The sequence below is a fragment of the Flavicella marina genome, from assembly GCF_009193215.1.
In the GTDB taxonomy this organism is placed as follows: domain Bacteria; phylum Bacteroidota; class Bacteroidia; order Flavobacteriales; family Flavobacteriaceae; genus Flavicella; species Flavicella marina.
This window is the reverse complement of the sequence record NZ_VYVA01000007.1, coordinates 129,337-150,242: the sequence shown is the minus strand read 5'-3', so window position 1 is coordinate 150,242 and position 20,906 is coordinate 129,337. Positions and strand designations below refer to the sequence as shown.

The following is a 20,906-nucleotide window of genomic DNA, read 5'->3' as shown; positions in this document are numbered from 1 at the left end:
TGTATAGGGATGGTATTTTTACAAAAAGAAGTAACCTTAGAACCAAAACAACGAGGGTTTCATTTAATTACAAGTGAAATATTGAATCATATTCCAGAATTATCTAAAATATCAATTGGAAAGCTTGAAGTTTTTATCAAACATACATCGGCAAGTTTGACGATCAATGAAAATGCCGATCCAACGGTAAGAGTTGATTTTGAAACGCATATCAATAAAATGATACCTGAAAATATGCCATACTATAAGCATGATTATGAAGGTTCTGACGATATGCCTGCCCATATCAAAGCCTCTTTATTAGGAAATTCTATTTCTATTCCGATTACGAATGGAAAACTAAATATGGGGATTTGGCAAGGTATTTATCTTGGGGAACACCGCAATTATGGTGGCAGTAGAAAAATTGTTATTACTATTATGGGGAATTGAAAAAAGCATCCAATAGTAGGTAGGATGCTTTTTTGTGTTTAGTGGTATATTATTAACGATTTAATATATTGCAATTTTTTTAGTTATTATACCAACAGAGGTTTTAATTCGAACCACATAGACTCCATCAGAGATATCGTAAACTTTTAGAGTTTCAAGGATATCCTCTGATTCAAACTCTTTTAATTTCTTACCTGACATACTCACTAATTGTAGTTTCATTAATACAATGTTGTTAGGGTTGTCTATTTCAATAGTTTTATCAAATTGATTGTATCGAATGTTAAAGACAACATTTTCCTGATCTACAATATTGAGTAGATCATCTTCGGCATCATTTTTAAATACTATAGAAAAGCGATCTTCATATGAACCTGAACCTACAGTAATTTTAATGGCGTTATCTACAGATAGTTTGTATGTAATATCTAAAAGGTGATCTTTTAAATAGATAGCATCATTTACAAAGTTCATATTATCAATCTGGAATGTCAGTTCTTTTTCTGAATCTACCACCACTCCTAAAGGTAATTCAGTCTCACCATTTGGCATGGCAACACCAGCAATGACATACTTAGTGTCTGATTCGTTAAATTTCCAATATGTATCGTTGTCTTGGATATCGTAGATTGGACTATCATATCCATTATCATGAGCACCTGACAAGCCATTTGCAAAGCTAACAGCTATTTGTCTATGAATTATTTGCTGTTCATCGTTTTCATACTCAAATCCAATTTTTAGTGTTGGTATTTCTTCTATAACTTCTTTTTCAGAAGTTTCTTTTTTCTTTTTATTCGTTTTTAAGAAAACAGAATTGGTACCATCTTTTGCTTGGTAGTTACGGTGACTATTTTCAAAAACAATGGTTCCATTTGCGATAGCTCCAACAAAGAAACTCTGCCCAACGGCAATGTACCTTCCAGGTTCATCATAAGTGTTTCCTTCTCCTAGTCCTCCGGTACCATCCACAGTGGTTTGTGCAGCAACAGAGGTACCTAGGTTTCTAGTTGCATAACCACCTTGGTAACCTCGAATATTGTGCCCTTCAGTTACCGTACTTGTTCCGTTTTCACCTTCATGCTGCCAGAAGTAAATTGTTCCACTAATCACATCACTATTTTCGTTGATAAAATCAATAGCATCTAAAGCACTTGGATAAGGGTTCCCGATTAAACTATTAGAATCTTTAATAACAGGTATGCTAATAGTACCATCATTAGGTGTTCCAACAAAAGTAAAGTTTTGACCATCTTGATTTCCAGTACTTTTCATGGTGTATCCTTCTCCTCTGTTAATAGCAGTGTTATGTCTTTTGTGTTGCCAGTCGTTTCCAGTGGTACCACTTATATAAGACCAAATCCAGTAATTTGCAATAGTAATTGGGTCCGTACCATCTGCAGGGTTATCGTCGTAAGAACCATCGTAGCTTGTGCTTTCCGAAATGAAGTTGATATCTCTCGGAGTTTCTTCCGTAGAACTTTCAGAAGTAGGTGTTGTACCGTCTTTCATTACTGCTTCAACAGTAAATGTAGATTTTCCTACTTCTACAACAGGCGATGACCAATAATGATAACGGTATTGATTTTCAACTGTCGCCTTTTGATCAATATAAACTTTACCGGTTCCTTGAACATTTGTTTGGCCAACATGTGTTTGTATTAATTGTGCGTCACCTACTAACTTTAGGTTTCCATCAAGAATAAAGTCTTCGTCAAACTCTAAATAATGTTCATCAGCAACTGTTAATACAGAGTTCTCTTTTATCCAAACACATTCAACTCTTGCGTCTTGATTTAAAACTGCATGGTTCAACGAACTTTCGGAATCGATAATCATTACTTTATCTACATCATTACCACTTGTACTTGCAGAGTTATCTGCCGCAGAACCTCCTGTCCATGCACCAGCACCAGAATTGGCATCACCATTCCAGAAGATACCATTTACTTCAGCATAGGTAAAGAATTTTGTGCCATCAAAATCATAATTACAGACATACTGTGTTTCACTGTTAACAGGCGGAGTTAAAGCGACGTACTCAACATTGGTTGTAAATAATGCGTCATCAGCAACTTTTAGTACTTTAACAGAAGTTGAAGTGTCTAGGTTGTCAGTAATTGTGTTTTCTGATATTGCAATTTGAACTAGTCCAACTGATCCGTTTTCAACAATTTTCCATGTTCTTCCTAAAGTTTTTTCTGGAGCACAAATAATCGTGGTAGTAGAAGTATTCGAAATAGTTCCGTTATTATTACCCCAAACCAAAAAATCTTTATTTGTTGAGAAATTGTTGCTGTTTGAAATATTGTCAGTAGCGATACTTCCTAGTCCTATGGTGATTACGGCATCAGAGTTTATTGATTTTGATTGTTTTTGATTTAAGGCGAAACCATCATCTCGACCGATACCAGCTATATCATTATGATAATCAGAATTGACAGTGTAATCCCAGACTTTCGTGCTTTCATCAGATAGAATGTAATCCCCTTCGGTAATAGTTAGATCATCTTCTGCGATAATAGCAGAACCTGTTGTAGTACTATACAAAGTGATTCCGTATTTTATTGCCAAGTATGATTGATAGGCCTGCTGTGTTTCAGAAGATTGATTTCCTGTAAACACGATAATTTCTGCAATTTCTCCATCGTGAAAATCTTGACTACCGTCTTGAGAGCCGATATAGAAATGATTGTTGTCTTCACCATCTATCGTAGTCTGAAATGAAGTACCTGTATCAATATTTATTCCATTAAAATAAAGAGCCTGTTGGAAGTTTAAGGCAGAGTTACTCGCATTGCTACTGCCATAGAAATTGTGAATTCCATAAGTGTTGAGTGACGATTGCCATGGATGGTTAATGTTTGAACTTCCATTTTCAATTCCATAATATACTTCACCATCACCCCATGGAGTTGTGATTAAAAAATCATCTCCTTCAGGATCATCGGTAAGTTCTCTAAATATATAACCATCTTGAGTTGCTCCAGCTGAAGTTACAACATACGCTGCTAGGTCAGGGTAACTTGTTCCGCTTTCAAGAATTCCATCTCCCGTTGTAGCATTGATGATTTCCATAAATTGATTAGATCCATTAAAAGAAAATGCAGGATTAAAGTTTACTGCGTTGGACGATAATGTTGGTCCGTTTGTTCCTGGTGTTGCATCATGGTCTAATCCAGATTGATCTTGCCATAACGAAGTGGTCGCATCTAAATCTGCTCTTAACCATAATAATGCGCCTTGAGGACTAGGAGTTACTGTACCTATTTCATCATCTCTGTAATCTACATCACCTCCTGTTGACACATCTGAATCAACATCTGGTAAATTACTTTGGGGGCTCTCTATTTCATCATTTACATCGTATCCATCGTTTGTGTTAGTCCCTTCAAAATTGTCATCCAACCCATCACCATCAGTATCTATACCACTTATCACATTGTCGGAATCACCATTTTCTTCAATATCAAGAGTTCCATCATTGTCCGAATCGGTGTCTAAATAGTCAGGAATGTTGTCAACAGATGAATCTGTATTTATAGGTGAAAGATTTGTTCCTCCTTGATCGGTTTCATAATTATCATCTAATCCATTCGAGTTGGCATCTGTAATTCCTGCCCCAATACCACTTGGAGCCATATAGTCCATTGTGCTTTGTGCTTCGATATTGTCAGGAATACCGTCATTGTCAGCATCAATATCCAATCGATTTGGGATACCATCATTATCAGAGTCTCCATCCGAAGAGCAATAACTTCCATAGGAAACATAATCGACTTGAACACCCCCGGAGCCACTATAAACCTCTAAAGCGAGTTTGAGATATCTTGCGTCTGATGTTAGGATATATTCTTTGTTTTCATCTGCCCCAGTAGAACTCCATGTGTATATTTGTTCGTTAGAGAATGAAATACCATCGGAAGATTGTTGTACATTTAATGTATTTCCTGTACTAACAGTAACTCGAGCTTCAATATAGACGATTGCACCTGTAGGTAGATTGTTATCACCTGTAAGATCTAAAATGACTTCATCGTTGGTGTTGTTGAATGTAACTCTTGAATTGTCTGATGAAAGGGTGTTTGAAGCGTTGTTACCAACTCCCGATTCGCTATATACGTTGTTAACACCAGCTCCATTTGAAAGATTTTCACACTCATCAATATCTAAAATTCCATCATTGTCATCATCTATATCTGTGTCATCAGGAATACCGTCACCATCTGTATCATTTCCAAAAACTGTATCACGGAAATCTAAATCACCACCTGAAAGATTTACATCACCATCTGTATCATCATAATTATCGGTAATAGTATCATCACCCAATCCATTAATGTCTGTTGCGTCGTATGAATCAGCATCTTCATAATTGCTGTCTAAACCATTGGCGCCTTCTGTTCCAGAAGGATCTGCAAGACCAGATTCTTCAAAATCCGATTCTCCTTCATTGTCTGAATCTAAATCTAAATAATCTGGGTTGTCTGTGCCATCAGTATTTATAGGAGTAAAACCATTACCATAGGCTACATCAATACCAAAAATACTGTAAGTGCCTGTAGGAGCAATATAGTCTTTAGTCGTTTGAGCTTCTATATTATCAGGAATTCCATCTCCGTCTGAGTCTAAATCTCTAAAATCAAAAACTGTATCGTTGTCAGAATCTAAAGGCGTACAAAAAGATAAGTTTCCTATGGCAATTTGTTGTGTACCGTTCAAACTTCCAGTTCCTTTGTTTTTATAAATAATACGCATTCTAATGATCCATGCAGGGATGGCATTAATGGTAATATTTCCATTACCTCCAGAAACCGTTCCAGTGAATGTATTGTTATTAGAAAATGTGTTAGAACCAGCATCGACAGTATAGTCAGCAGCTTGTAAGGTGTAATTAGAACCGTCTTGAGCGGTTAAAATAATCTCTACTTCATCAGTACTTGTAGTAGATTCAATATCTACATCATATAAAATAAAATTCAATCCATAAATTGGAGTATCGAAAGTGAAAATATGATTTGACTCTGAATTTTGGATGGCTTTTTGGTATAACGTAAATCCATTAGTAGTCACAAAATTGTTAATTCTATAATCACTATCACTATACGTATTAGAACTGATAGCAATGTTGACACCTACATTGCTAATCGTTAAGCTTCCTTCTTCTGAAGGGATGTCTCCGGAGGTTCCAGAGTTTCCTTCTACATAATTTGCATTCCAGTCTAAGATATTGCTAACAGGACTGCAGCTGCCATATTCAACTGCATCCAAAATCCCATCGTTATCGTCATCTAAGTCAATCTCATCATTGACATCATCATCATCGTTGTCAAAGGTAAAAGTGTCATCTCTAAAATCTAAATCTCCTCCCGAATTTACGTCTCCATCTACGTCAGGAAAGTTGTTTGTTTGAGTATTGTCAAAACTACCATTTACATCAGAATAATTATCTCCGTTATCATAGTTGTTATCTAATCCATTGTTTCCAAAAGAACCTGAAAGAGATAATCCAGCTTCGGTTTGGTCAAGTATACCATCATCATCAGCATCTAAATCAAGATAATCAGGGGTTCCATCTCCATCTGTATCTGTAGGGGTAATACCACTACCGTAGGCAGTATCTAGCCCATTTGCAGTTTCGTCAGCATCTCCCGAAGGGGCATTGTAACCCGTTGTAGTTTGTGCTTCAATATTATCTGGAATTCCATCATTGTCTGAATCTAAATCTAAGGAGTTTATGATTCCATCTCCATCAGTATCATTATCTTCTATACAAGAATAGGTTGTTGTTGTTTGTGTTGTTCCAGAAGAAACTCTTATATAACCAGACTCAAGTGTACTACTTGAGGTTCCAAAATCAAATTGAGCAATGGTATTATTTTGGTCATCTTTGACGATGATGGTTGTCACTGTCATATCAAAACCTAGCATGGTAATATCATAGGATGTTGCTGAAGTAGGAGTATGTGTTACCGTTTGAAAATTAGCAACAGCGGTACTTATATTTTCTGAGGTTCCATCAACCGTTACAGTACCTGTTCTAGCATGATCTTGATCTCCAATGGTAGTTTCAATAACAACGGGTATAGCAGTGTCAAAAGAAATTCTAAAGCTAAAGTTATCTCCAAAAATAAAATCTTTATTTAAATCGTTAGGGCTTCCTCTATCTCTGTCTCCATCAATAGTTCCAATAAGTTCATAAGTAATATTGCATGTTCCTGTTGTTGATCCACCAGCGTTTTCAACAGTATCTAAAATCCCATCATTGTCATCATCGACATCAATATTATCTGGAATACCATCTCCGTCATTATCACTAAAAGATGAGGAAACATCTCTATAATCTACATCTCCGGTTCCTGTGGAATTAGGAAAGTTGTCTTCTTGTGTATCGTCAAAACTACCGTTTGAATCTGAGTAGTTGTCACCAGTTTCATAATTGCTGTCTAAACCATTCAAGCCATAGGATCCTGATACAGAAAGGTTTGCTTCAATTCTGTCTGAAGCTCCATCGTTGTCAGAGTCAGTGTCTTTATAATCGGGTAATGAATCTGAACCACTATCAGTATTTATAGGACTTAAGGTTGTTCCATCTTGTCCGGTTTCATAATTATCATCTAAACCGTTGTTATTGTTATCAATTCCACTTGGAGAAATAAAGCTTGAATTGCTTGTTGCCTGTGCTTCAATATTATCTGGAATACCATCATTATCTGAATCTAAATCTAAATGGTTTGGCACTCCATCGCCATCCAAATCTAAACTTGTCCATATACCATTTGCATTGATAACATCTCCAACTACACCTGTGCTATAATCAGGATCACTATAATTTACGGTTCCGTCGATATCATCATCAGCACCTGGATCGGTTGCTAAACAAGAAAATGAGGTGCCTAAAGAACTGATTTCGAAATTAAATACAGCTGCACTCCCTCCAGTTCCAAAAGTAGGGAAGGTGCCACTCTCATATAGGACACTTCCGTTTACAGAGATACGATACGAAGAAGTTGCATTTTCATTACTACTCCCGCCGGTACCTCCAGATCCTGAACCATCTAATCCATCACCGTAGGTATCACTTAGTGTAAAAGTATAATCTCCGGTTGTAGTTGCCGGAAAATTCAAATTGATGATATCGTCGCCATCTGCATAAGTACCTCCACTTTCAGAGAATCCACCGGGGCCTGTTAAGGTCCAAGAATTTTCATTTTCGTATGCTCCCAAATCGATGTATACGTTAATTGTAGCTCCCTCTGCAAAATCTGTGTCACACAATTCTTGAGCATCTGTGATACCATCGTTATCATCATCTAGATCATCTTCGTTGGGAATTCCGTCTAAATCAGAATCCAACCCAACTCCTGTTTCGCTTGTGTCTCTATAATCTACGTCACCTCCAGTGTTCACATCACTATCAGCATCTGGGAAATTATCTTCTTGTGTATTGTCGAATACTCCATTGACATCGTTGTAATTATCTCCGTTGTCAAGAGCAGCAATTAAACCATTTACTCCTACCGAACCTCCAATAGAAATATTTGCTTCGATATTGTCTAAAACTCCATCACCATCAGCATCAGTATCTAAATAATCGGGAACTGTATCTATACTGCTTCCATTTGTGCTCACACCATCTGAATTGATAGGAGTGATACCTGTACCTACGGTATTACTTGTCCCACATGGTGATCCTACGGTACAATCAGAATCATATGCATCATTTAATCCGTCATTATCTGCATCGTTGTCTGTATCTGTAGAAGGGGAAATGTACCCAATTGTGGACTGTGCTTCGATGTTATCAGGAATACCATCATTGTCTGAATCCAAATCTAAATGATTTGGAACCCCATCTAAATCGTTGTCAAAAATATCAGGAACTCCATCAGAATTTATATCTGTATAATTTGTTATACTACCATCAGATGTATCATTGTTATCATTGGTGTCTAGGTAATTTGGAAGCTTGTCACCGTCTTCATCACCTAGTGGGTCGTATTGTGTGCCTCCAATATTGGTTTCATCAACATCTAAAACACCATCATTGTCATCATCAATGTCAGTTATATCAGGAACACCATCGTTATCTGAGTCTAATAATTCTAATGCGTTTAGCTCTACGGCAATTTGTACAGCCTCTAGTCCTTCATATGGGCTTCCTCCCGTGTTAGCATCGGTTTTTGGGAAAAGCGAAAGTGTCATCGAAGAAGCATTAGCAAGAAATACTATTTCATTAGTTGACCATTGGTTTTGTGAGATTTCGTCGATGGTTTGTCTATCAAAATTTGCAATTTGATAATCGAATTCATCCATATAGGTCCCAGCGTAATACTGGTTACTGCTGGTACCTCCATCAGCATTGGTAATCGACGTTAAGCTGTAAATAGTTAATTTATAAACTTGACCACTAACCAAACCACTCATTGTGGTATTCACAGATTCTTCAGAACCTAGACCTCCAACATCTCGAATTGAAATCCATGTTTGATCACCTGTTGGGGGTAATGGTAATTCTGTTACCCAACTAGCACCTGTACCAATGGTTCCCTGCGCACCAATATTATACCTATCAGCAACGTCAGGAGTTCCACCGTTATCGCTCCATCCGCTAGGAGTACAATCACCACATGTAGCGGGTTGACTACCCGTACCCGGAATAGTTTGTGCTAAAATATTGCTTGTGAATAATATAGGGAATATGAAAATAATCTTTACGATTAAAGTCTTAAAGTACTCTTTTGGTCTGAAAAACATCAATAGTTATTTAGTCGTCACGTTTTAAAGTGAGCTAATTTAACTCATTTATTGCTTTAACCCAATTTTAAATTAAATATTTGATAGATAATGTATTGATAGCATTCTTGTTACGTTTTTCTTGTTTTTAGCTTTAATAAATTGCGATTTTTTTACTGGTTTCTCCAAGATCAGTTTTTATATTTATAATATAAACTCCATTTGCTATTCCTTGGGTTGGTATAACTTTTGAAATGCTATTCGTATTTTCTCTGTACATGGTTTTACCAGATAAATCGATAATTTTAATTGAATGGATTTTGCCAGAGTTCACAGAATTGACCTCAAGGTTTTGCTCATTTTTGTGATATCGAACGGTGAGAGGTTCTTGTTCTGGGATATCTGCGTTTAATAATTCTGATTCAAATATTAATTTGTAACGGTCAGTGTATATTAAATTATCGAGATTTAATGAAGCTTTTTCTTGAGACAAATTGTATGTATCACCAGAGATATTATCAACCAATATAATTTCAAAGCCTTCCATAGATACTAAATCATCAATCATTAAATCAATTTCTTGATTTGCATCTGAGGCAATTGTTAAAGGAACTTCTAGATTATTTGATAGGGCTTGGATACCTGCTATTGAGTATTTTATGTTATCGTGAAAACTCCAATAAATATCTGTGGGTTGAATATCAAAAGCATAACTATCATGTCCGTTTTCATAGTCAAATGTGCGTCCTTCTTTAAAGGTAAGCGCTATTTGTCTATGGATTTCAATATTGGCATCATTAACGTATTCAAATCCTAATTTTAATATAGAAATTGAATTTTCTTGTTTGGAATTTTTGTTGTTTTTATGGAAAACAGAACCTTGTCCACCATTGTTGTCTACTTCGATTTGGTGTTCTCTTTGTGAGTTGTTAAATATCAAATTTCCAGTGGAATGAGCTCCAACAAAGAATCCTTGTCCTACTGCAATATGCGTTCCAGGTTGTTTGTAGTGTTCAGTATTACCCAGACCACCTGTTTGACTTGTTGGTGAGTTCGCAGCGATTCCTGTATCTGAATTTCTTGTTGAATATCCGCCTTGATAACCTCTTTTGAAATGTCCTTCGTTTACAGAACTCGTTGAGGCTTCACCTGAATGCTCCCAAAAATAAAGAGTCGCATTAATCACACCAGAATTGTCCGAAAGAAATTTTGATGCAGAAATAGCACTAGGATATGGGTTACCTATCAAACTATTGGTGTCTTGGGTAAGTGGTATACTAACATCTCCATCATTTGGTGTTCCAGAAAATGTGAAGTTTTGATTCGCAATTCCTGTACTTTTCATTGTGTATCCATGCCCTATAGAGATGGAGCCGTTTTGTTTTTTTTGTTCCCAAGCAGTTCCATTAATATAGGTCCAGATCCAATAATTTGCAATGGAAATAGGTGTGTTTTCATTACCAGAACTTCCATCGTAGCTATTGCTAATAAAGTTAATTTCTCTTATAGATGAATCTTCATCTGTTGCATCGGTACCATCTTTCATTACACCTGCAACCGTGAACGATGCATCACCATTGTTTTCGATAACAGGAGAAGACCAATAATGATATCGATACACATTAGGCACGGTTGCTTGTTGATCTTTAAAAATTTTTCCAGTACCCTGAACATTAGATTGTCCCGTATGTGTTTGAATCAATTGTGCATCACCTGTAAGTTTTAAATCACCATCAAGAACAAAATCTTCGTCAAATTCTAAAAACAAATTATCTGCTATGGTTAATTGTGAGTTTTCTTTAATCCATACACATTCTACATCAGCATTTTCATTTAATACCGCATGTCTTAAAGAAGATTTAGAATCAATGACCATAATTTTGTCTTTGTCATTGCTATTTGTACTTGCAGATCCGCTAACACTTGAACTGTTCCCTCCAGTCCAGGTATTGAAATCTCCATCCCAAAAAATACCATTTACTTCTCCGAAAGTAAAGAATTGTTTGCCATCGAAATCGACATTAGCTGTGTATTGACTGCTTCCGTTTTTGGTTGAAAGAGTTAAGGGTATGTATCGAATATTATTTGATAGCGCATTGTTGTCTGCTATAATTAGATATTTATCTGTAGCAGGCGTATTTAAAAGTGAGCTAATAAGTGAAGCAGAAACAGATAACTCGACAGTTCCTACATCTCCACGCTCAACGATTTTCCATTTTCTTTGAAGTGTATTGTATGGAGAACATAATAAAGTTGCAGTGTTGGCAGAGGCAAGGTTACCATTATTGTTACCCCAAACTAAAAAGTCTTTGTTTTTTCCGAACCGATTGTTCATGTTTGTTTTTTTAGAAGTTCCTGACTTTTGAGCAACGGCAGGAATTTCTATAGTTATGATCGCATCAGAATTAATAGATTTTGATTGAGTTTGTTCTAATCCCATTAAGTCATCTCTACCAATCCCAGCAACATCATTATGAAATTCACTATTCTCAGTATAATCCCAAATCACGGTTGTTTCATCAGAAAGCAAATAATTACCTTCCGTAATTGGATTTGTTGCGTTTGATGTTGCGTTTAAAGTAATACCATATTTGATTGCTAGGTAACTTTCAATGCTTTGTTGTTTGGTTGCTGTTGGGATTCCGTCTGTTACGATTATTTCAGCAAGATTTCCTTTGAAAAATTCTTTGAAATCATTTCCTGCTCCTTTTACTCCAATGAACAGATCATTCCCACTGTTTCCAGTAATATCATCGATGGTATTTTGAGAATCAATCAAAAGACCGTTTTTAGAAATGGCTTTGTTTACTCCAAATGGAGTACTTGTATTTTGAGCAGAACTAAAAGTTAAAATATTGAATTCGTTTTCGGTGGTGAAAAACTCCTTGATTTCACTGTCACCACCTCCACCTACTTTGTATTTAACTTCACCATCATCTTCGATTTTGATGTTAAATTCTTCTCCGTCACCACCTTTTTCACTAACTAGTCGTCCTTTAATTAATGGATCATCACTTTTTAGAACAACATATGTCCAAATGTTTTCATACAAAATATTATCATCAAACAAACCACCTGAAATAACCATTTCATCACCTCCATCAAAATAATAGACAGGATTGAAGTTTAATGCATCTGTGGTGATAGAAGGAGCAGGGTTAGAGGTTGCGGCTGCATCATGGTTGCCACCCGATTGATCTTCCCATAATGAAGTTGTTGCATCTAGGTCAGCTCTTAACCACAATAGACTACCACCCAAACTAGCTGTAATTGGGTTTTCAACATTATCTCTATAGTCGACATCTCCCGATGCATTGGCATCGATATCGGTGTCTGGTAAATCTGTTAACGGGTTATCAATTTCGTCATTCACATCATAACCATCGGTTGCATTGCTTCCCTCAAAATTGTCATCGAGTCCATCATTATCCGAATCAATACCACTAATAACGGTATCAGAATCACCATTTTCTTCAATATCAGGAGTGCCATCGTTATCTGAGTCCAAATCTAAATAGTCAGGGATATTATCAATTCCACTATCAGTATTGGTTATTGGTAAATTACTAGAAGCACCCGAAGTATCATTGTTTTCGTAAGAATTGTCTAGACCGTTTGAACCTACAATTCCTGAAGGGGCTATATATCCTATGGTTGACTGCGCCTCTACATTATCTGGGATACCGTCGTTGTCAGCATCAATATCAAGATGATTTGGCACACCATCGTTGTCGTTATCATAGACATCAGGGATGCCATCTTCGTTTACATCTGAGTAAGAAGTATTACTTGAATCCCCTCCATTACCGTCATCTGTAACATCTCTAAAGTTTTGAATTCCATCACCATCCTCATCTCCATCTGGTTGATAACTGCCACTTTCAGTAGCATCTAGAATACCATCATTATCATCATCAATATCAAGGCTATTAATAATACCATCATTGTCGGTATCAAAACCATCTAAATCGTCTCTCCAATCCACATCACCTCCAAAATTTAAATCACTATCCGAATCTAAAAAGTTTTCACTTTGTGTATTGACAAAATTACCTTTCACATCAGCATAATCATCGCTGTTGTCATAATTGTTATCTAATCCGTTTGAACCAACAATACCAGAAAGAGTAAGGGAAGCTTCTGTAGTGTCATTGGCACCATCATTGTCTGAGTCTGTATCTAAATAATCTGGATCATCCATACCGTCGGTATTGACAGGTGTCAGTCCATTTAAATATGCAGAATTTACTCCTTGATTGTTCGTGTAAGTAGATGCACTATCGTTATTTGATGGGATGAAACCGATTGTTGTTTGTGCTTCTATATTATCTGGGATTCCATCTCCGTCACTATCTAAATCTAATCGATTTATAATTCCGTCATTGTCAGTGTCTGAATCTCCTTCTATACTATCTAAAATACCATCATTGTCATCATCTAAATCGATACTATCTCTGACTCCATCTCCGTCGGTATCTGTTCCAGTAAGACCATCTCTCCAATCTACATCTCCTCCTGTGGTTGCATCGCCATCTTCATCTGGAAAGTTGTCCGTTTGACTAGCATCAAAGTTACCATTGACGTCTGCGTATGTGTCACCATTATCGTAATTATTGTCGAGACCGTTGGAGCCTACTGTACCTGATAATACTAATCCAGCTTCTTGTGTGTCTGTTCCACCGTGATTGTCGGAATCTGTATCTAAATAATCTGGATTGTCTGTTCCATCTGTGTTTTCTGGTGTTAATCCACCTAGATATGCAGAGTTTACTCCGTTGTTGTTTGCATAAGTTGTATTGTCATCTGAATTTGGCGGAACATAACCTTGGGTGGTTTGTGCCTCTATATTATCGGGAATTCCGTCTCCATCGCTGTCTAAATCTAATCGATTTATGATTCCATCATTGTCTGTGTCTATATCTCCTTCGATACTGTCTAAAATACCATCATTGTCATCATCTAAATCAATAGTATCTAAAACACCATCGTTATCTGCATCGGACCCTGCAATATCGTCACGGAAATCAACGTCGCCTCCTGTTCCAATGTCTCCATCGGTATCATCGAAATTATCAGTTTGTGTATAGTCATACTTTCCATTAATATCTATATAATTGTCGGCATTTTCTACTGAGTTATCGAGTCCGTTAACACCAACATCTCCATTGGTTTGTCCGTTTGTACTAGAAAGCCCTTCTCCAGTTTCATCGATGTCATACGTCATATCGTTATCAGAGTCTAAATCTAAATAATCTGGGTTGTCGATACCATCTGTATTTTGAGGAGTTAACCCAGAATCTGACAAAGAGTCGCTGACTTCATAAGCACTGTCTAGTCCATTGGAACCAACAGTTCCGTTTGGAGCAATATAATTTATGGTTGATTGTGCCTCAATATTATCCGGTATTCCGTCATTATCTGCGTCTAGATCTAAATGATTCGGAACACCATCCCCATCGGTATCATATACATCAGGTATACCATCCATATTACTATCTGTGTAATCTGTTGTGCTTGAATCACCATTATTTCCATCATCGGTAGTATCTTCAAAGTTTAAGATATTGTCACCGTCTTCATCACCATTTGGTTCATTGCCATTGCTTTCAGTGATATCTATAATACCATCGTTGTCGTCATCAATATCAATGGAGTCAATAATTCCATCACTATCTGTATCTGTTTCTGATGAACAAATAAGTTTTTGATATGTAATAGATTCTAAACCAAAATCTTTGATTGCTTCAATTTTTATATAACGTAAATTTTCATTGTTTACGGTGTAGGTGATTGTTTCAGTCGCTGGGTCCTGAATGGTTACAGTTACGGGAATCGATATTCCTTCCGTATAACTAGTGGTAGAACCGATTGAAATTGTACCTGTGTTTGAATTACCATCATCACTGAACAGAGTAAATATGATATCTGTTCCGAGTGCGGCTTCGTTTCCTGCTCCTAGATCGAATTCTATAAAAGCACCATTGTCATCATCTGAATTTGATAATTGTGCATCTGGAGCTCCCAACGCATTGTCACCGTCTTTCCATTCGTTTTCACTCTCAATAATTGTGGGGTAAGCGGTTTCAGTTGTGATTGTTTCTCCTACACCACATGGACTCGAAAGAACAGTAACTGTAATAATTCCATCTGTGGTTGCGCAAAGGGGGGTCGGTGATGTAGTGTCACAAATATTGTATTCCAAGGTTACAGTTCCTGTAAAGCCAGGAGTAGGGACAAATGTAATATTTCCGTTTCCATTACTTGTAAATGTTCCTCCTGTTGGAGTTAATGTTGTTGTAGGTGTAAAAGAGGTTGGATCTAAATTATCATTTGGGTCATTGTCGTTGTCAAGTGCATTGAATGAAATTTGTTGAGTATTATATACTGACACATTATCGTTTACTGCAATAGGAGCACTTGGTGTGCCATTGTTGACTGTGATGTTCCAAGTAGAAATTGAAGTTCTACCACAGGCATCAGAAACTGTTACCGTAATGTTACAATTTTCTGTAGATGTTGGATTTGCAAATGTCAATCTAGGTGTAGCACTTGTGGCATCATCAAAAGTTCCTGTTCCGCAAGATGTTGTCCAAGCATAAGTGGGAGTCCCTCCTCCTGGAATTGTTGCAGATACACTTAAGTCTAAATATTGCCCTCCGTCGATACTACTAGGGGGTGTGATGTTTTCTGTTATAATGGGCACTTGACCCGTTGGAGCATCAAATGAGAAATTTAAAAAGGCTCGTATTGCGGCTACATTTTCGGCTTCGGTACCATTATCCAATCGATGACCTCCTTCGTACATAACATAACCACGATTGTTATCTCCTAAACCAGGTCCATAGACTATAGTAGCGGCTTCACCCGGTGAATTTCCAGATACAACATCCAACTGCGCAGGGTCCCAAGCCCCAACTGTTGTTGTAGATCTCCAGCCTCCGGTTGGGTATGGTAAAAATATTTGCTCTGACCCACCCGAATGTGCTCCATCAGTTAGTCCCATAAACTGCATAAATGAGTGCTCTGGAAAGGCATTGCTCATAGGTGTAACTCCGGATGCATCACTGTGGTCATCAAAATCAATCAAGCCATAACCCTCTGGGGTTCCTGGATAGGTTGAGGGATCTTCTGTAAGAAAATTGGTTCTTCTATTTGAATCGGAAGGATCTACGAGACTTTCTAAGACGGAAACAGCATGACATCCAGCCCAAATCCATCCACCATGACCACCCGGTTCTGAAGTCGGTGCATTCCAATCCAATAATGGCTGTCCGTGATCTGTCCAAGTAGGGTCGGCATGGGGTAAAATGAATAGATCATCACAACTAGTAAGTCCAGTAGGTAATGAAGTTCTGTAAGCTGAAATAGGGATTCCAGCTGCTGTAATATAAGGTTCTGCGATACTACCATTGTCTGTGTCAAGTACCCAATTTGCAAAAAATTCTAGTTCTTTATGTACGGGGACTATGACACTTGTAAGTGTTGTATAAGTGACGACACCAAGAGCTTCCCAAACTGCAATTTCGTCTTGCACCGCGGTAGTTAATGTGGTCGATTGAATGATGAATGGTCCACCTTTGAAACTTTTTCCATCTACTACAAAATCAGTTCCATCTTTTGTTTTGGATGAATTGATAGACCAAATAACAGGAGTATCGAAGTTTTTTATCAAAGTATATACCAGTCCATAAGGTTTTAAAGCATTGTCTTCGGTTTGAGGTACAACACCCATGTCAATAATTACAGAACCAGCCGGAATGACTTTGGTTTGTGCGATTGAGTTCTGAATTAATACTAGTATTATTGCGAAGAATAGATATTTTTTCATCGGTTATTTTTTTGGAAACAAAAAAATAATCTTTAGGGGTAGAGCGAATGCATGAAATGGTTTAAAATCATGTATCCAAGCTAAATATAAACATTATTTATCTGAAAATCAATTATTCATGAGTTTAGTTCTTTGTGGTGTAGTAGAAATAAAGAAATTCGTAGATTAATAATTTCCAAAATACTTGTCAAACCATTTCGTAGAACCTAATAAAGTCCCTATTTTTGCAAGGTTTCGAAATAATTAGCATAGTGAGCCAAAATTTGACATCTACAAAAAATACGACTAAAAAATTATATGACTATCAGAATGAGGCTTTGAGCCAAATTTTTGGTAAGATTGAAAAAAATCCAGATAATTTCAATCTTGTTTATCAATTGCCTACAGGTGGGGGTAAAACAGTTATTTTTTCTGAAATAGCAAGACGCTATATAGAGCAAACAGGAAAAAAAGTATTGATTTTAACACATCGAATTGAGTTGTGTAATCAGACATCTAGGATGCTATCGGAATTTCAAGTAAACAATAAAATTATCAACAGTCATGTTAAAGAACTAGATGATCAAGATGATTATCTATGTTTTGTGGCGATGGTTGAAACTTTAAAAAATCGTTTGAATGACGATAAACTTGAGTTAGATCAAATTGGTTTGGTAATTATTGATGAAGCGCATTACAATTCGTTTAGAAAGCTTTTTAAATATTTTGAGACTTGCTTTATTTTAGGAGTAACAGCGACACCTTTGAGTTCGAATATGAAACTACCTATGAACGAGATTTATAATGAATTGTTGGTAGGTGAACCGGTACAATCATTAGTGGATCGAGGTTTTCTTGCAAAAGCAACGACGTACACATACGACGTAGCACTTGGAACATTGAAGGTAGGTATCAATGGAGATTATACCGTTAAGTCTTCTGAGGAATTGTATTCAAATAATTTAATGCAAGAGAAGTTATTACATGCCTACGAAGAAAAATCTTTAGGGAAAAAAACCTTGATTTTTAACAATGGTATCAATACGTCACTTCACGTGTATGAGACTTTTAAAGCTGAAGGTTATGAAATCATGCATCTTGATAATACAAACTCTAGACAAGAACGTGAGTTTATTTTAAAATGGTTTAAAGAAACGCCGAATGCCATTTTAACTTCAGTAGGTATTTTAACTACTGGGTTTGATGAGCCATCGGTTGAAACGATTATTTTAAATCGTGCTACAAAATCAATTACTTTATACTACCAAATGATCGGTAGAGGGTCTAGAGTAATTGGAGATAAAAAAGATTTCAAAGTATTGGATTTAGGAAATAATGCTGCCAGATTTGGTTTGTGGGGGTCGCCATTGGATTGGCAAAAAATATTTAGCTCTCCGATGTATTATTTGGATAATTTGATCAATGACGAGACAATTGAAAGAAATTTCACTTATACCATGCCGCCAGAAATCAGAGCTGAATTTCCGAATTCTACAGATTTTTCTTTTAATGTTAAAGAAGAATATGACAAAGCAATAAAAATGAATTTAAAGTCTAAAGTGGTTTTAGACAAATCGTTAGAACAGCATTGTAAGTTGTGTGTTGAAAATAGTGAAGATGTTTTTGATGCCCGAATTTTATCACGATTGTTGCAAGATGATATTTCTGATAGAATAAAGAAGTATTCTTATTGTATCATAAAAAGTACAAAAAACTATATTCAATGGTTGGAAGATGATTACAAGCGTAGATTGTCAACTATGATCAATCAAAGTTTTTCATAACTAAGAAATAAAAAAGGCTAACAAATAAATTGTTAGCCTTTTTTGATAAGCAAATTTTACTGTTACTTTTCGTTGTCTTTTTTTAGAGACCCTTCTTGTAGTGCTTTGTAATTTTCATGACAATCTAAAATCGCTTCAACGACTTGTAGGTCACTTGCAGTTCTGATAAAATATTCAGAGTAGTTACAGTCGTCTAGTAATTCTTCTAATTGTTTGTCATTCATTTCTAGATACTCTAGCATTACCTCACGGTCAAATTTTTGTCCTAATATTTCTCTTAACTCATCTTCGTCTTTTAGTTTTTTCAACTTTCTAAGAGATTTTGGTTTTTTCCCGAACATATTATACATAAAGTCAACTGGCTGAAAGATTGCAGCACCAAGTGTAGTATAGCTTTTGGGAGTAACTTTACCGGTTTCATAAGTTTGAGGAAGACCATTGATATGAATTCGAGTGTATTTGTCTTTCGGTACTTGTTTGATGTCAACTTCTAAAACACCAATAAGATTGTGTGTTTTTACGGTTACTTCAGATATTTCGTTAGCTTTTTCATGCAGTGTAATCGAAAGCTCATTTCCTTTTAGTAAATCGTTGGTTATTTTTAATTTGATAGATTGATACCCGATATAAGAGATCATAATGGTATCGTTTACAGTAGCTGGAATGCTAAACTCTCCATCGAAATTAGTAGTTGTACCACGAACAGAATTGAGGTTTAAGATATGCGACCCGCTTAGAGGTTCTTTCGAAACTCCATCTAGAATAACACCATTTAAATCAACGGGTTTCTGAGTCTCTTGAGAATACCCATAAGAGCTGATTAAAGTAGCGAAAAGGAATATTAGAACAATTTTTTGCATGATACAAGTATACTAATTATCGAGGAAATGGATGTTAATTATTTGGCAAAAAAAACAACTAGCAATATTTATAAAACAAGAAAATTTGTGCACACAACAGGACTTGAACCTGCACGTCCGTAAGGACACGAGCCCCTCAAGCCCGCGCGTCTACCAATTCCGCCATGTGTGCTTTTGAGATACATATGTCTCAAAACTAAAAAAGCTTTTCTTAGTAGAAAAGCTTTTAGTGACCGGGCTGGGGCTCGAACCCAGGACCCTCTCCTTAAAAGGGAGATGCTCTACCAACTGAGCTACCAGGTCATACAATTTCTAATTGCGAGTGCAAATATAAAACCATATTTTAATACTACAAGTTTTTTATAGTACTTTTTTAATGGAGATTCTGACTTTAATTTACTTAATACAGTTTAGCGAATTTTAGGAGAGTTTTGTTCGCGATACAGTAAATAATAAAACGTCTTTAGCTAAGACTGTTAAAGAGAAATTGAAGTTGACTCTGATAGAATTATACGATTCTATTTAGAATAAAAACAGTAAAAAATCACTGTTTTTTTGTGTAAAAATGAGTTGTATTTTTTCGAATAGATGAACATAATACTAAGTCAAGCTGTTCTCGTCTGAGACTTCGTTTGAAGTTTGTTTAAAATAGGAATACCATGTTTTAAGACCAATAGATTCGTATTGAATCTGTGTTTGAAACAACTATAGCTGAGGTGTTCAATGAAATGGTATGGAAAATTTCTTTCTTAATTTAAGAATGCTCTCGAGGAATTTTCTGAAAACTCTACTTGAATATGTTCTTTAAGAGACGTAGATAAAGATATTCCTTTGAAGTCAGCTTTGACTGGGTATTTTTTATGATTTCTATTGACTAATACTGCCGTTTTAAAACGGTTCAGAGGAACTTCTAAGAAATGTTTTACTCCATATATCAATGTCGACCCTGAACTAAGAACATCGTCAATTAATACCAAAGATTTATTTTCATACGATTCTTTAGGTATTGATGTTGAAATAGTTTCTCTAGGATTCTTTTTATTTATATGAACCTCACATAAGGTTGTTTTTAAATCTGATATTTCATTCAATATTGCCTCTATGCGGGTTGCAAAAATATAACCATTACCACAAATACCAGCCAAAATAACTTCTTTTTCGTTGACGTTGTTTTCCAAAATCTGGTATGCAATTCGACGGGTTTTATTGGTGATTTGTTTGTCTGTTAAGATGCAGTTATCAGTCATAGTAATAAGTTTTTTACAATTTCAAAGATAGAAAAGATTT

General features: G+C 36.2%; 6 protein-coding genes and 2 tRNA genes. 2 read left to right on the top strand and 6 right to left on the bottom strand.

What is annotated here, in order from left to right; all coding sequences use genetic code 11:
- Positions 1 to 9: 9 nt before the first annotated feature.
- Entirely contained in the window at positions 10 to 432 is a 423-nt protein-coding gene (locus tag F6P99_RS13275; protein ID WP_152287977.1) for a secondary thiamine-phosphate synthase enzyme YjbQ, read from the top strand.
- 60 nt (positions 433 to 492) lie between these two features.
- Here the strand turns inward: F6P99_RS13275 and F6P99_RS13270 are convergent, their stop codons facing one another.
- Both F6P99_RS13270 and F6P99_RS13265 read right to left on the bottom strand, forming a co-directional pair.
- Positions 493 to 9,189, bottom strand: a complete 8,697-nt coding sequence (locus F6P99_RS13270) for a T9SS type A sorting domain-containing protein (protein ID WP_152287976.1) — start codon at positions 9,187 to 9,189, stop codon at positions 493 to 495.
- Between the two features lie 133 nt (positions 9,190 to 9,322).
- Complete coding sequence (locus tag F6P99_RS13265) at positions 9,323 to 16,996, bottom strand: Ig-like domain-containing protein (protein ID WP_152287975.1); 7,674 nt, start codon at positions 16,994 to 16,996, stop codon at positions 9,323 to 9,325.
- Between the two features lie 263 nt (positions 16,997 to 17,259).
- Here F6P99_RS13265 and F6P99_RS13260 point away from each other — a divergent pair, with 263 nt between their 5' ends.
- A complete protein-coding gene (locus F6P99_RS13260) occupies positions 17,260 to 18,759 on the top strand; it encodes a DEAD/DEAH box helicase (protein ID WP_193316087.1) in 1,500 nt (499 codons plus the stop codon).
- A gap of 62 nt (positions 18,760 to 18,821) precedes the next feature.
- Here F6P99_RS13260 and F6P99_RS13255 read toward each other — a convergent pair whose 3' ends face one another.
- The 4 genes from F6P99_RS13255 to F6P99_RS13240 all read right to left on the bottom strand — a co-directional run bounded on the left by F6P99_RS13255 (position 18,822) and on the right by F6P99_RS13240 (position 20,866).
- Positions 18,822 to 19,619, bottom strand: coding sequence for a carboxypeptidase-like regulatory domain-containing protein (locus F6P99_RS13255; RefSeq protein ID WP_152287974.1), 798 nt, complete (start codon positions 19,617 to 19,619; stop codon positions 18,822 to 18,824).
- Positions 19,620 to 19,707: 88 nt separating this feature from the next.
- Positions 19,708 to 19,791, bottom strand: a tRNA-Leu gene (locus F6P99_RS13250).
- A 58-nt stretch (positions 19,792 to 19,849) separates the two neighbouring features.
- Positions 19,850 to 19,922 (bottom strand) — tRNA-Lys (locus tag F6P99_RS13245).
- 446 nt (positions 19,923 to 20,368) lie between these two features.
- A complete protein-coding gene (locus F6P99_RS13240) occupies positions 20,369 to 20,866 on the bottom strand; it encodes a phosphoribosyltransferase family protein (RefSeq protein ID WP_152287973.1) in 498 nt (165 codons plus the stop codon).
- Positions 20,867 to 20,906: the final 40 nt, after the last annotated feature.